We start from the raw sequence: 12,788 nt of genomic DNA, 5'->3' as shown, positions 1-12,788 counted from the left end.
CGCGTCCCCCGGGCGCCGACCCCGTACGGCACATGCGACGATGCATCCATGACCGATGCATCGACCACCGACCAGACCGTCTCGCCGAGCGACAAGACCGCGGGCGAGACGTTCTTCGCCTCGCTCCCCCACGGCATGGGCGGCCTCAACGACAAGATGGGCGTCAAGATCCTGGAGATCTCCGCCGAGAAGGTCGTCGGCACCATGCCGGTCGAGGGCAACACCCAGCCCTACGGGCTGCTGCACGGCGGCGCCTCGGTCGCGCTCGCCGAGACGCTCGGGTCCACCGGCTCCGGCATGCACGCCGCGTCCATGGGCAAGCTCGCCGTCGGCGTCGACATCAACGCCACCCACCACCGGTCCGCGACCTCCGGCATCGTCACCGGCACCGCGACAGCCATCCATCTCGGCCGCAGCTCGGCGGCCTACGAGGTCGTGATCACCGACGAGCGCGGAAAGCGGGTCTGCACCTCGCGGATCACCTGCTCGCTCATCGACGCCGATCGGATCTCGATGTAGGCACCTACGTCGAAGGGCCCCGGAGCGTGTCGCTCCGGGGCCCTTCACTGGGTGGATCTGGATCAGACCTCGCCAGCGATGTACTTGACGGGGGCGTAGGTCGCCTTGTCGTTGTACTGGTAGATACCGATGGACGCGGCCGTCGGGCTACCGGTCTCGCCGAGCTCGATCGGACCGGACTTGCCGTCGTAGTCGATGTCCTTGCCGTCCTCGACGAGCGCGAGGCAGTCGGCGTACGTCTCGCACTTCTCACCACCGGTGGTGATGTCGACGATCTCCTCGGCGATGGCCTCGCCAGCGTCGCTGTCAGCCTTCACCGCGGCCAGCGCGGAGACGATGGTCGCGTCGTAGGACTCGGCGGCGTAGGAGTAGTCGGCCAGCTTCGGGTCGACCTTCAGCAGCTGCTCCTTGAAGTCACCAGTGGTCTCGGCGCCCGGGAGGGTGCCCTTGACACCCTTGAGCTCACCCTTGGTGAAGTCCTTGGAGTAGTCCGACAGGTTGCCGTCGACGAAGTACGTCGGCAGCTTGGCCGGACCGGCACCCGCGGCGATGAGCTGCGGGATGAGCTTCTTGGTCTCCTCGAAGGCCACGACGACGACCGCGTCGGCACCCGAGCCGGCGACCTCGTTGATCTGGGCGTCGAACGAGGTGGCGTCCTCGGAGTAGAACGCCGTGGTGGCGACCTTGGAGCCGGCACCCTCGAGGTTGGCCTTGATCTCCTCGGCGAGCGTCTCGCCGTAGGCGTCCTGGCGGGCCAGGATCGCCACGTTGGTGCGCTTGTCCTCGAGCAGCAGGTTGGCCATGACGGCGCCCTGCAGGATGTCGGACGGAGCCGTGCGGAAGTAGAGGTCCGCCTTGGCGAAGTCGCCCTCGTCGAACTCGGTCGAGGTGTTCGCCGGGGAGAACATCACGGTGCCCGACGACATGATCTTGTCGATCACGGTCATCGACACGCCCGAGGACGCGGTGCCGACGATGACGTCGGACTTGGCGTCGATGAGCTTGTCGGCCTCGGTCGGGGCGATCGCGGAGGTGGTGTCACCGGAGTCTGCTACGACGGACACGACGTCCTTGCCGAGCACACCACCGGCGGCGTTGATGTCCTGGATCGCCAGGTCGGAACCGGCGAACTCGGGCGGGCCGAGGAACGCGAGGCTGCCGGTCTGCGGGAGAAGCTGCCCGATGGTGAGAGTGCCGTCGCCCTTGGCGGCGGCCTTCTTCTCCGGCTCCTCGGAAGCGGTCTCGCCACCGCAGGCGGCGAGGGTGAAGCTGAGCGCCAAGGCGCCGGCGCCTGCGGTCAGCTTCATCCAGGTAGAGGATGATGAGTTCACTGCTTAGTCCCTCTTTCGTATGGGCTGGCCCGACTCACGTCGGACCTTGCGGAGACACATTAGAGACGCTCGGAGGGTGAATCACCCGAGGGACCTGTCTTTTCACCAATCCGTTACATCTCCCCCATGGCATCATTGCCTGGGTTGCCGCCATCATCGGCTCCGTAATATCGGTGCCGTGGTGACCCATAATCACTCGGGAAACCCGATTCCGCCCAGGAACAGCCACGATCGTGGAGGAATTGTGATCATCTGTACGCACGGCACTCTCGGAGGACGGACTCGATGAGGGTGCCGGTGACGATGCGAGAGGCACGAGCCGATGACGCGCTCTTCCTCCTCGGCATCTGGCAGGACTCGCTGCGGATGGCGGACGCCCAGGACCAGCTCAGCGACCTGGAGACGATCATCCGTGCCGCCGACGCCTCCCCCGACCAGCGCATCCTGGTCGCCGAGTGCGGCAGCGAGCCCGTTGGGGCGGTCTACGTGCGCGCGACCACCTTCGGTCCACTCAACCTGGAGCCGACGGTGCAGATCTTCGCGCCCCATGTCGTTCCCAGCTTCCGCCGCCGGGGCGTGGGCCGGATGCTGATGGAGTCGGCCGTCGCCTTCGCCGAGGAGCGCGGGGTCAGGACGATCGCGGCCGCGGCAGCCGCCGGTGGCCGTGACGGCAACCGGTTCCTCGCCAGGATCGGCCTCGGCGCCCAGGCCGTCATGCGGGTGGCCCCGACCGCGGTCGTACGCTCCCGGCTCACCGTCCTGGGCCGGGCCCTGCCCCACCACGCCCGTCTGCAGCGCGGCCCGAAGCAGTCCAGCGCCGTCGGCGAGCTGCTCGCCGCCCGGCGCTCCCAGCGACGCTCGCACACCGTCGCCTGAGCACGAACGAGCCGGGCCCCGGAGCAGCATGCTCCGGGGCCCGGCCGTATCAAGACGTACGCCCTCAGTCCTCCTTGGCACCCAGGGTGCCGAGGTAGAGCTCGATCACCTTGGGGTCGTCGGCGAGCTCGCGCCCAGCGCCCGTGTAGGCGTTGCGGCCCTGGTCGAGCACGTACCCGCGGTCGCAGATCTGCAGGCAGCGGCGGGCGTTCTGCTCGACCATCACGACCGAGACACCCGCCTGGTTGATCTTGCGGGTCTGGACGAAGACCTCGTCCTGCATGACCGGCGAGAGGCCCGCGGAGGGCTCGTCGAGCAGCAGGACCGACGGCTCCATCATCAGCGCCCGGCCCATCGCGACCATCTGACGCTCACCACCGGAGAGGCCACCAGCACGCTGCTTGCGGCGCTCACCGAGGGCAGGAAAGATCCCGGTGACGAACTCGAACCGCTCCGCGAACTTCTTCGGGGCCTGGTAGCAGCCCATCTCGAGGTTCTCCTCGATGGTCAGGCTCGGGAACACGTTGTTGTTCTGCGGTACGAACCCGATGCCTCGCGAGACCAGCTCGTCAGCACGCTTGCCGGTGATGTCCTCACCGTTCAGCTTGACCGTGCCCTCGTGGATCTTCACCAGGCCGAACAGCGCCTTGAGCAGGGTCGACTTGCCGGCACCGTTGGGGCCGATGATGCCGACCAGCTCGCCGGGCTGGCAGTAGAGGTCGGTGTCGTTGAGGATGTTGACCCCGGGAAGGTAGCCGGCGATGAGCCCGTCGGCGCGGAGCACCGCACCATCGGCCTCGCTCAGGTGCTTCTCGCGGAACTCCTCCGCTTCGGTGGAAGTCACTTCGAGTCCTCCTCTTGGGCGATGTCGCCCTCGAGCTCTGCCTCGACCTCGGCCTCGAGGACCTCTTCGTCGAGCTCGCTCAGGTCGGTGTCGTGGTGGGCCCCGAGATAGGCGTCGATGACACGCTGGTCGGCCATGACCGAATCAGGAGTGCCCTCAGCGACGATCTTGCCCTGGGCCATCACGATGACCCAGTCGGAGATGTCGCGGACCATGTCCATGTCGTGCTCCACGAAGAGGACCGTGCGGCCCTCATCGCGCAGCGACTTCACGTGACCCAGCAACGACTGCTTCAAAGCTGGGTTCACCCCCGCCATCGGCTCGTCGAGCATGACGACCTCAGGGTCGACCATGAGCGCGCGGGCCATCTCGAGCAGCTTGCGCTGACCGCCGGAGAGCGAGCCGGCGAAGTCCTCGCGCTTCTTGTCCAGCAGGAACCGGGCCAGCAGGTCGTCGGCCTTCGCGGTGACCTCGTCCTCCTGGTTGCCCCACAGGAACTTGAACGGCGCGGCCCAGATCCGCTCACCCTTCTGTCCCGTGGCGCCCAGGCGCATGTTCTCGATCACGGAGAGCTTGGCCAGCACCTTGGTCAGCTGGAAGGTGCGCACCATCCCGAGGCGGGCGACCTTGTAGGGCGCGACGCCCTTGAGCGACTTGCCCTCCAGGCTCCACGAGCCGGTGTTGGGCTGGTCGAAGCCGGTCAGCAGGTTGAAGAACGTCGTCTTCCCGGCTCCGTTGGGGCCGATCAGCGCGGTGATCGCACCACGCTGGATCTCGACGTGGTCGACGTCGACGGCGGTGAGTCCTCCGAACGTACGCGTGATGTGGTCGGCGACGATGATCGGGTCGGACTTCTTGCTGCCCGGCTCCGTGCTCGCCCCGACCAGGCCCGCGGGCCCGGTCTTGCTCGCCACGTCGTTCGTCTCGGTGCTCGTCTGGTCAGTCATGTCAGCGTCCATCGATCGCGATCTCCCTACGGTCGCCGATGATCCCCTGGGGACGGAAGATCATCAGCAGCATGATGGCCAGCCCCAGCATGATGTAGCGGATCACGCTGGCCTGGGTGTCGGTCATGATCACCGTCGGGATCCATCCGCCCTTACCTGCCGACTGGCTGAAGAACGAGCCTAGCCCCGCGATCAGGAACCAGAACAGGACCGAACCGATGACCGGGCCCATCACCCGGCCCGCGCCGCCGAGGAGCAGAGCGGCGAAGGCGTAGAACGTCATCAGCGTGGAGTAGTCGCTCGGCACGACCGAGGCCTGCTTGAGCGCCAGGAACATGCCGCCCAGACCACCGATGACACCACCGAGGGCAAGCGCCTGCATCTTGTACGCGAACACGTTCTTGCCCAGCGAGCGGACCGCGTCCTCGTCCTCACGGATCGAGCGGAGCACACGGCCCCACGGGCTGCGCATCAGCGCCCACACCAGCAGGCAGCACAGCGCGACCAGGGTCCAGCCGACGGTCAGCGACCACAGGTCGCCGCGCCCGAAGGAGATGAACCCCAGGTCGATGCCGCTGCTGTAGGGGTTGGCCTCCTGAAACGGCCTGGCGTAGCCGTTGAGCCCGTTGGAGCCACCGAAGGTGTCCTTCATCTCCACCGAGCCGAAGACGAACCGCAGCACCTCCGCCGCGGCGATGGTGACGATAGCCAGATAGTCGGCACGCAGACGCAGCGTCGGCACACCCAGGACCACGGCGAGCAGCAGCGGGGCCACGATCGCCATGACGATACCGAGCCAGAACGGTGCCCCGTAGGTGACCACGGAGACGGCCAGACCATAGGCGCCCACCGCGACGAACCCGGCCTGGCCGAAGTTGAGCAGCCCGGTGTAGCCGAAGTGGATGTTGAGGCCGATGGCGGCCAGGGCGAAGACGATTGCCTGCGGGCCGAGTGCCTGCTGCAACGCTGCCCGGAGAATGTCGAGAATATCCATTGTCTCTCCTACCCGAGCCGCTCTTTACGACCCAGGATGCCCTGGGGCCGCACCAGCAGGATCACGATCATGATCAGCAGCGGGCCGATCTCCTTGATCGAGGCGGGCACGCCGAACAGCGGCCCGAGCTCGTAGACGAGCCCGATCACCAGCGAGCCGACGAGAGCGCCCCAGATCGTGCCGAGACCACCGAGGGTGACCGCGGCGAGGATGACCAGCAGGATCCGCATGCCCATGAAGCTGTTGACCTGCAGCTGCATCGCGTAGAGCACACCGGACAGCGCGGTCAGCGCGCCACCGATCACCCACGCGTTGGTGATGACGCCGTCGACCCGGAGGCCGGAGGACGCGGCCAGTGCCGGGTTGTCCGAGACCGCGCGCATCGCCTTGCCCATCCGGCTCTTGGCCAGCCACAGGCAGACCGCGGTGATCGTGATGATCGCGACCAGCACGATGACCACCTCGCGGTCGGCGAGCGAGAGACCGAGATAGTACCAGTGCTGCTCGCGCTGCTGGCCGTTGTACTGCGACAGCGACCGGGTCGAGGAGCCGTAGAAGTACTGGAACAGGTAGCGCAGGAAGATCGCCAGGCCGATCGAGACGATCATCATCGCGATCAGGCCGGTGCCGCGCCGGCGCAGCGGGCCCCACAGGATCTTCTCCTGCGCGAAGCCAGCCAGGCCACCGAGGAGGACCGCGATGATGCCGGCGAGGAGCACCGAGACCGAGGCCAGGGCGCCGGTCTTGAAGACCTGGTCGAAGGTCCAAGCCATCAACGCACCGAAGGTGAGCATCTCACCGTGGGCGAAGTTGGACAGGCCGGTCGTGCCGAAGATCAGCGAGAACCCGAGGGCAGCCAGGCACAGGACCAGTGAGAACACAAGGCCCGCGCGCAGGTTCTGTGCGAGGTCCTTGCCAAAGTTGGACTCCTCACCGGCGGTGACACCGATCGGGAAGATCGCCCGGTTGTTGGGGCCCTGGAAACGTACCTGGACGGTGGCTTCACCCTTGGTGTTCTCGTCGAGGATCGTCCCTTCCGGGAGCGTCTTCTCGTCGAGGGTCACGGTGTACTTCCCGAGCTCATCGACGACGATGATCGCCACGCCCTGGTCGTCGGTGACGCCCTCACCGGCCTTCTCGCCGTCCTTGCTGACCTCGAGGGTCACTCCCGGGATCGGTTTCGGATTGCCTTGGGCATCCTTGTTGGCCTCGTCCTGAAGCGTCACCTGGATCGCGGTGGCGTCCGGCGGTGGGGTCTCGGTTGCCTGTGCGGCACCCGGGCTCCCAACCAACAGCACCATCAGCGCACCGATGAGCGCGACGAGGACTCTGTAGAGCCGCTTGCGCACGTGGGTACTCCTGCCTGTGTGTCCTAAAGACGGACCCTGACACCAGCTGAATACGCTGGTCGGCCGGATCCGCGCGGGCAGTCTAGGCCGAGATCACCCACGAACAAGCCACAGGTTGACCCTCATCTGAGACCGCAACCGATCTGTGACACGCCGTTTACACGGATTCAGGTACGTGGCCCACTCACGCCGTGCTCGATGACGCCCTCGGCGACCTGGCGCATCGACAGCCGCAGGTCCATCGCGGTCTTCTGAATCCACCGGAAAGCGTCGGGCTCGCTCAGCGTCAGACCCTCCTGCAGGATCCCCTTGGCCCGGTCGACCGCCTTGCGGGTCTCCAGCCGGTCGGTCAGACCGGCGACCTCCCGCTCGAGCTGGGCGAGCTCCTGGAAACGGCTCACCGCCAGCTCGATCGCTGGCACCAGGTCGGTGATGTTGAACGGCTTGACCAGGTAGGCCATCGCACCCGCGTCTCGGGCCCGCTCCACCAGGTCACGCTGGGAGAACGCGGTCAGCATGACCACCGGCGCGATCCGGTCGCGCGCGATCGCCTCCGCCGCCGCGATCCCGTCGAGCACCGGCATCTTCACGTCGAGGATCACCAGGTCGGGTCTGTGCTCGGTGGCGAGCTCGATCGCGGCCTTGCCGTCTCCCGCCTCACCGACGACGTGGTAACCCTCCTCGGTGAGCATCTCCTTGAGGTCCATCCTGATCAGGACCTCGTCCTCCGCGATGACGACCGTACGCCGCGCCTGGCTCTCCGGGGTGCTGCTGGGGTTGCTCTCCGTCACGAGCACAGACTAGGCCATCAGAGGCACCTCCCGGTGCAGTGATTCCGCCCACGGTCCGGTAAGTTTGGCGCGCGCGGAGCCGTATTTGGCTCTCGGGAGCCCCGGTATCCCAACGGCAGAGGAAATGTGCTCAAACCACATCAAGTGTCGGTTCGAATCCGACCCGGGGCACCGAACTTGCTCGTGGCCTCCATCAAGATGTCGGTGCTGGAGCGCAGACTACGAGCATGTACGCAGGCCGCGTCCGCGCTGAGGCACTCGCTCTCCTTCGGCAGGGCGCCTCATTGTCGACTGTCGCACGCGCAACAGGAATAGCACGGTCCACCATTCGCGAGTGGCGGGACCGCGAGCCGCTCAACAGGCCAGGCGCCTGTCCGCGATGCGACGAACTGCCGATCGACCAGGAAGCGTACGCAGCGCTTCTCGGCTTCTACCTCGGCGACGGTCACATCGCGAAAGCTGCCCGCTACTACTTCCTGCGTATCACCTGCGACCTGGCCCATCCGCGGATCATCGACGATGTCGTCGACCTGCTCGGTCGAGTCAGACCAGGCGGCAAAGTCTTCATGGTCAAGAAGCCCGGTTGTGTAGACGTTCAGCTGAACTGGCAGCACTTGCCCTGCCTTTTTCCCCAGCACGGCCCCGGCCGCAAGCACGACCGCGAGATCGCCCTGAAGCCATGGCAGCAGGAGATCGTGTCAGCGCACCCTGGCCCTTTCCTCCGCGGCCTGTTCCACTCGGACGGCTGTCGCGTGTCGAACTGGGCGACCCGAGTCGTCGCGGGAGAGAAGAAGCGCTATGAGTACGGCCGCTGGCAGTTCACCAACCACTCCGACGACATCCGCAACCTGTGCACCGCGACCCTCGATCTGGCCGGCATCCCGTGGCGCCAGTCCTCGTGGAAGACCATCAGCGTCTCGCGCCGCGAAGCAGTCGCGGCGCTCGACGCGTTGATCGGCCCGAAGAACTAGCTTTTGCGCTCGTAGGCGGGCGCGACCTCGTTGATCGCGTCGCCGATGCGGTGGATGCGCAGGGCGTTGGTGGAGCCGGGGATGCCGGGAGGCGAGCCGGCGATGATGACGACGAGGTCGCCCTCCTCGACGCGGCCGAGCTTGAGCAGGTTCTCGTCGACCTGGCGGACCATCTCGTCGGTGTGCTCGACCTCGTCGGTGCGGAAGGTCTCGGTGCCCCAGCTGAGCGCGAGCTGGCTGCGTACGGCATCGGAGGGCGTGAAGGCGAGCAACGGGATCGCGCCACGCAGCCGGGAGAGGCGGCGGGCGGAGTCACCGGAGGTGGTGAAGGCGACCAGGTATTTCGCGCCGACCCGGTCGGCGACCTCGGCGGCGGCCTTGGCGATCACGCCGGAGCGGGTGTGCGGGTCCCAGTCGATGGGGCTGAGCTCGGCGGCGCGGCTGCTCTCCGAGGAGAGGGCGTGGCGCTCGGTGGCGGCGATGATGCGGGCCATCGTCTCGACGGTGTGGATCGGATAGTCCCCCACGCTCGTCTCGGCCGAGAGCATCACCGCGTCGGCACCGTCGAGGACGGCGTTGGCGACGTCGTTCGCCTCGGCGCGGGTGGGCGCCGGGTTGGAGATCATCGAGTCGAGCATCTGGGTGGCGACGATGACCGGCTTGGCGTTGAGGCGGGCCAGCTCGATGATCCGCTTCTGCAGGAACGGCACCTCCTCGAGCGGGCACTCCACGCCGAGGTCGCCACGGGCGACCATGAACATGTCGAACGCGGCGATGACCTCGTCGAGGTTGTCGATCGCCTGCGGCTTCTCGATCTTGGCGATGACCGGGACGACGCGCCCCTCCTCGTCCATGATCTTGCGGACGTCCTCGTAGTCCCTCGCGTTGCGCACGAAACTGAGCGCGATCATGTCGACGCCGAGCTTGAGCGCGAACCGGAGGTCCTCCTCGTCCTTCTCGGACAGGGCCGGCACGGAGACGGCGACGCCGGGCAGGTTGATGCCCTTGTTGTTGGAGACCGGCCCGCCGACCAGCACCTCGGTGTGGACCTCGGTGTCGTCGACCGCGGTGACCCGCAGGCGCAGCTTGCCGTCGTCGATCAGGATCGGGTCACCGACCTTCACGTCGCCGGGAAGGCCCTTGTACGTCGTCCCGCAGATCTCGTCGTCACCCTGCACGTCGCGCGTGGTGATCGTCCAGGCCTGGCCGCGGCGCAGCGTCGCGGAGCCTTCCTTGAACCGCTCCAGCCGGATCTTGGGCCCCTGCAGGTCGGCGAAGATGCCGACGCTGTGCCCGCTCGCGGCGGCCGCCTCCCGCACCAGCGCGTAGTTGCCGGAGTGGTCGTCGTGGGACCCGTGGCTCATGTTCATCCGGGCGACGTCCATGCCTGCGTAGACGAGCTCGCGGATGCGACGCTCCGTCCCGACGGCGGGTCCCAGGGTGCAGACGATCTTCGCTCTTCTCACGGGAGCCCAGACTACCCCTCTGGATCGTTCAAACCAGCACTCGGACCACGTCCTGATCAGGCCGTTCGTTCAATGTTTACGCGGCCACCGGCGGCTAGCCCGTCGCCGCAGGCCCCGGCAATGCACGTGTGCGACAAACTCCTCGCCACAAGTGTGTAGGGGCGGGGCCGGGCCGGTGGTGGCTGATCGCGAAGATCAGTGTCGATCAGCGAGCCCGAAGTTCCTTGGCGATTGCCTTGGCGGCGTGTCTGGCTTGTTTGGCGGCGTACCCGATCTGTGCGGCACGTGGGACGAAGCCGATGAAGCGCAGCCCGGGTTCGGCGGCCACCTTGCCGGTGGCTGTGGGACGGCCCTGCTCGTCGAGCACGCCGAGGTGGCCGACCACCTTCGCCAGCCCGCGTCTGAAGCCGGTCGCACAGACGAGGGCGTCGGGGCGGATGGTGCTGCCGTCGACCAGGTGCACGGTGTCACTGGTCAGCGAATCGACTGCGCCGACGACATCGAAGGCACGGTCACGGATGGCGGTGATGACCTCACGGTCGACGATCGCAGGAGCGACCCCGAGCCGCTCACTCCGGGCGAAGATCCCCTCTTCGGGTGCGGGGAGCCCGAACTCGCTCAGGTCGCCGATGGCGAGTCGGCGTCCGAAGCGGGCGATGGCATCCGCGATCCGGACGGGCGAGTTGTGGAGAGGGATCGCGATCACGTCGCCGGGCAGGCCCAGCGGACCTTCGCGCAGCATGATGTTCGGCGGTGTTCGTACGGCGAGCCAGACCTTGGCCGCGCCGCCGGTGGCCAGGTCGAAGGCGAGCTCGAGGCCAGAGCTGCCGGAGCCGACGACGAGGACCGTGCGCCCGACGAAGGCAGCGGGGTTGGCGTAGCGCGAGGAGTGCACCAGGTCACCGATCCACGACTCGCGACCGGGCCATTCGGGCAAGAAGGGCTCATGGTCGTAGCCCGTCGCCATGACGACCTGGGGAGCCTCGAAGACACCGCCGGAGGTGATGATCCGCCAGCCGTCCCTGCTCCGCTCGATCCGCTCGGTCGAGCAGCCCAACCGCAACTCGATGCCGCCGTCCGTCGCGTGCTGCTCGAGATGGGCGATCACCTGGTCGCGGGTTGGGTACGTCGGTGTTCCCTTGGGGTACGGGCGCTTCGGCAGGTGCGAGAACTGCCGTCCGGTGTTCAGGCAGAGCCGGTCGTAGCGACTGCGCCACGAGGAGCCGACCTGGTCGGCCCGGTCGACCACCAGCGGCCGGACGCCGCGGTCGGCGAGCGCCACCGCGGCCGAGAGGCCCGAAGTCCCAGCGCCGATGATCACGACCTGTCGGGGGTGCATGTCAGGCCAGTGATCGGTTCGGGAGTGATGTCGTCCATGCCTCCACCATCAGCCTCCTGGACGCGGAGGTAACTCCCAGATTTCTGGGCTGTTCACCTGGCGCCGCGGGCCTATCGTGGAGCCATGGACGCCGACAGGCTCGCCGACCAGCTGCACGGCCTGGCCCGTGACGGTCTGGCCTGGACCGACTACGTGGCCGCGGCCGACCAGCTCCTCGGTCGAGCCATCGACTTCGACCGGTCCTGCTGGCACACGGTCGATCCGGGCACGGTCTTGCTGACCGGCAGCGTCAACCGCGAGGTGAGCTGCAGCGGGTCGTGGCTCGCGGAGTTCGAGTACGTCGTCGAGGACGTCAACAAGTGGAGCTTCCTCGCACGCTCCGGCCGACTGGCCGGCTCCACGAGCCAAGCCACCCACGGCACGTTGACGCGCAGCGCACGCCATCGCTCACAACGTGACTTCGGCATCGGAGACGAGCTCCGGGGAAGCATGGTTGACGGGGATGGCTACTGGGCCGCCGTCGGGCTGCTCCGCGACGATGGCCGTGCCTGGTTCGCCGACGAGGACGTCGCCCTGCTCGCCGGCCTCTCCGCCGTCATCGCCGTCGCCGCACGTCGCGCGCTGGTGAGCACCATCGCGGCCGAGACGATGGCTGGCTCGGTCGGCCCCGGGGTGGTGACCTTCGACGCCGACGGCAGGGTCGAGTCACTGACACCCGCGGCCGAGCAGTGGATCGGCCTCATGACCGAGAACCCGCCACCCGACACGCCCGGGGAATCCAAGGTCCTCCAGGCCGTGGCCGCTCGAGCCCGCAAGGCGACGGACGGCGACCCCCTCGAGACGGCGGCACGCGCCCGCCTGCGAGCCGCCGACGGCACCTGGCTCCTGCTCTACGGCAGTCGGCTCAGCGGCGGTGACGGCCGGACCGTGGTGGTCATCCAGCAGGCCTCGCCCTCCGAGGTCGCGCCGCTCGTTGCTCTCGCCTACGGACTGACTCCGCGCGAGGTGGACGTGACCCGCATGTGCATCGCCGGCCTCACCACCAAGGAGATCGCCGCGCGGCTGCACCTGTCGGCGTACACGGTCCAGGACCACCTCAAGGCGATCTTCGAGAAGACGGGTGTGCGGTCGCGAGGAGCGCTGCTCGGGCAGGTATTTCTCGAGCACTACATTCCCCGCTGGCAGCCACTGGAGCACGCACCCGAAGGCTGGCACGGCTACCAGTCGCGCCCCTGACTGCGCGCTCCCTCGCGCCCGTCGGTCGTCCGCTCAAAACCCGACTGGCCCGGCACCTCCGATATGGAGACAGCCAATGATTCACCGCGACGCCCTTCGCCTCGCACGATGCAGCGGTCAGACTT

The 12,788-nt window shown here is 67.4% G+C and carries 13 protein-coding genes, 1 tRNA gene and 1 pseudogene; 6 read left to right on the top strand and 9 right to left on the bottom strand.

Going from position 1 to position 12,788, the window contains the following annotated elements:
- Nucleotides 1-48: 48 nt before the first annotated feature.
- The gene (locus ABZU72_RS07930) at nt 49-519 is read left to right on the top strand and encodes a hotdog fold thioesterase (RefSeq protein WP_355018313.1); all 471 of its coding nucleotides are present in this window, start codon (nt 49-51) and stop codon (nt 517-519) included.
- Nucleotides 520-581: 62 nt separating this feature from the next.
- Here ABZU72_RS07930 and ABZU72_RS07925 read toward each other — a convergent pair whose 3' ends face one another.
- Nucleotides 582-1,826 (bottom strand): ABC transporter substrate-binding protein, encoded by a 1,245-nt coding sequence (locus ABZU72_RS07925; RefSeq protein WP_355018312.1) that lies wholly within the window; start codon nt 1,824-1,826, stop codon nt 582-584.
- A gap of 327 nt (nt 1,827-2,153) precedes the next feature.
- Here ABZU72_RS07925 and ABZU72_RS07920 point away from each other — a divergent pair, with 327 nt between their 5' ends.
- Nucleotides 2,154-2,726, top strand: a complete 573-nt coding sequence (locus ABZU72_RS07920) for a GNAT family N-acetyltransferase (RefSeq protein WP_355018311.1) — start codon at nt 2,154-2,156, stop codon at nt 2,724-2,726.
- 64 nt (nt 2,727-2,790) lie between these two features.
- On the opposite strand, the gene ABZU72_RS07915 is transcribed toward ABZU72_RS07920, so the two are convergent.
- The 5 genes from ABZU72_RS07915 to ABZU72_RS07895 all read right to left on the bottom strand — a co-directional run bounded on the left by ABZU72_RS07915 (nt 2,791) and on the right by ABZU72_RS07895 (nt 7,657).
- Complete coding sequence (locus ABZU72_RS07915; RefSeq protein ID WP_355018310.1) at nt 2,791-3,570, bottom strand: ABC transporter ATP-binding protein; 780 nt, start codon at nt 3,568-3,570, stop codon at nt 2,791-2,793.
- Nucleotides 3,567-4,517, bottom strand: a complete 951-nt coding sequence (locus tag ABZU72_RS07910) for an ABC transporter ATP-binding protein (RefSeq protein ID WP_355018309.1) — start codon at nt 4,515-4,517, stop codon at nt 3,567-3,569. Before ABZU72_RS07910 ends, ABZU72_RS07915 begins: the two co-directional genes overlap by 4 nt.
- 1 nt (nt 4,518) lies before the next feature.
- Nucleotides 4,519-5,511, bottom strand: coding sequence for a branched-chain amino acid ABC transporter permease (locus tag ABZU72_RS07905; protein WP_355018308.1), 993 nt, complete (start codon nt 5,509-5,511; stop codon nt 4,519-4,521).
- A gap of 8 nt (nt 5,512-5,519) precedes the next feature.
- A complete protein-coding gene (locus ABZU72_RS07900; protein WP_355018307.1) occupies nt 5,520-6,860 on the bottom strand; it encodes a hypothetical protein in 1,341 nt (446 codons plus the stop codon).
- Between the two features lie 167 nt (nt 6,861-7,027).
- Nucleotides 7,028-7,657 (bottom strand): response regulator, encoded by a 630-nt coding sequence (locus ABZU72_RS07895; protein WP_355018306.1) that lies wholly within the window; start codon nt 7,655-7,657, stop codon nt 7,028-7,030.
- A gap of 92 nt (nt 7,658-7,749) precedes the next feature.
- Here ABZU72_RS07895 and ABZU72_RS07890 point away from each other — a divergent pair.
- Both ABZU72_RS07890 and ABZU72_RS07885 read left to right on the top strand, forming a co-directional pair.
- Nucleotides 7,750-7,822, top strand: a tRNA-Leu gene (locus ABZU72_RS07890).
- Between the two features lie 56 nt (nt 7,823-7,878).
- Nucleotides 7,879-7,947 (top strand): annotated as a pseudogene (locus tag ABZU72_RS07885) (hypothetical protein); the annotation flags it as partial.
- Here ABZU72_RS07885 and ABZU72_RS07880 read toward each other — a convergent pair.
- Complete coding sequence (locus tag ABZU72_RS07880; RefSeq protein WP_355018481.1) at nt 7,933-8,265, bottom strand: hypothetical protein; 333 nt, start codon at nt 8,263-8,265, stop codon at nt 7,933-7,935. The pseudogene ABZU72_RS07885 and the gene ABZU72_RS07880 overlap by 15 nt on opposite strands.
- Before the next feature lie 138 nt (nt 8,266-8,403).
- On the opposite strand from ABZU72_RS07880, the gene ABZU72_RS07875 reads away from it, so the two are divergent.
- Nucleotides 8,404-8,622 (top strand): hypothetical protein, encoded by a 219-nt coding sequence (locus ABZU72_RS07875; protein ID WP_355018480.1) that lies wholly within the window; start codon nt 8,404-8,406, stop codon nt 8,620-8,622.
- Here ABZU72_RS07875 and pyk read toward each other — a convergent pair.
- Both pyk and ABZU72_RS07865 read right to left on the bottom strand, forming a co-directional pair.
- Nucleotides 8,619-10,088, bottom strand: a complete 1,470-nt coding sequence (gene pyk, locus ABZU72_RS07870) for a pyruvate kinase (RefSeq protein WP_355018305.1) — start codon at nt 10,086-10,088, stop codon at nt 8,619-8,621. The two genes, ABZU72_RS07875 and pyk, sit on opposite strands and share 4 nt — an antisense overlap.
- A 205-nt stretch (nt 10,089-10,293) precedes the next feature.
- Nucleotides 10,294-11,427, bottom strand: a complete 1,134-nt coding sequence (locus ABZU72_RS07865) for an NAD(P)/FAD-dependent oxidoreductase (RefSeq protein ID WP_355018304.1) — start codon at nt 11,425-11,427, stop codon at nt 10,294-10,296.
- A 123-nt stretch (nt 11,428-11,550) separates the two neighbouring features.
- On the opposite strand from ABZU72_RS07865, the gene ABZU72_RS07860 reads away from it, so the two are divergent.
- A complete protein-coding gene (locus tag ABZU72_RS07860; RefSeq protein ID WP_355018303.1) occupies nt 11,551-12,663 on the top strand; it encodes a helix-turn-helix transcriptional regulator in 1,113 nt (370 codons plus the stop codon).
- Nucleotides 12,664-12,788: the final 125 nt, after the last annotated feature.

Source organism: Nocardioides sp. NPDC004968, from assembly GCF_040608935.1.
Taxonomy (GTDB): Bacteria; Actinomycetota; Actinomycetes; order Propionibacteriales; family Nocardioidaceae; genus Nocardioides.
The sequence above is the reverse complement of the archived record's forward strand: the minus strand, read 5'-3'. Positions and strand labels throughout refer to the sequence as shown.

What these genes read in the sequence shown, in the direction of transcription:
- ABZU72_RS07930 (WP_355018313.1), top strand. Translation starts at nt 49, where the DNA reads ATGACCGATGCATCGACCACCGACCAGACCGTCTCGCCGAGCGACAAG.
- ABZU72_RS07910 (WP_355018309.1), bottom strand. Translation starts at nt 4,517, where the DNA reads ATGACTGACCAGACGAGCACCGAGACGAACGACGTGGCGAGCAAGACC.
- ABZU72_RS07925 (WP_355018312.1), bottom strand. Translation starts at nt 1,826, where the DNA reads ATGAAGCTGACCGCAGGCGCCGGCGCCTTGGCGCTCAGCTTCACCCTC.
- ABZU72_RS07920 (WP_355018311.1), top strand. Translation starts at nt 2,154, where the DNA reads ATGCGAGAGGCACGAGCCGATGACGCGCTCTTCCTCCTCGGCATCTGG.
- ABZU72_RS07905 (WP_355018308.1), bottom strand. Translation starts at nt 5,511, where the DNA reads ATGGATATTCTCGACATTCTCCGGGCAGCGTTGCAGCAGGCACTCGGC.
- ABZU72_RS07860 (WP_355018303.1), top strand. Translation starts at nt 11,551, where the DNA reads ATGGACGCCGACAGGCTCGCCGACCAGCTGCACGGCCTGGCCCGTGAC.
- ABZU72_RS07865 (WP_355018304.1), bottom strand. Translation starts at nt 11,427, where the DNA reads ATGCACCCCCGACAGGTCGTGATCATCGGCGCTGGGACTTCGGGCCTC.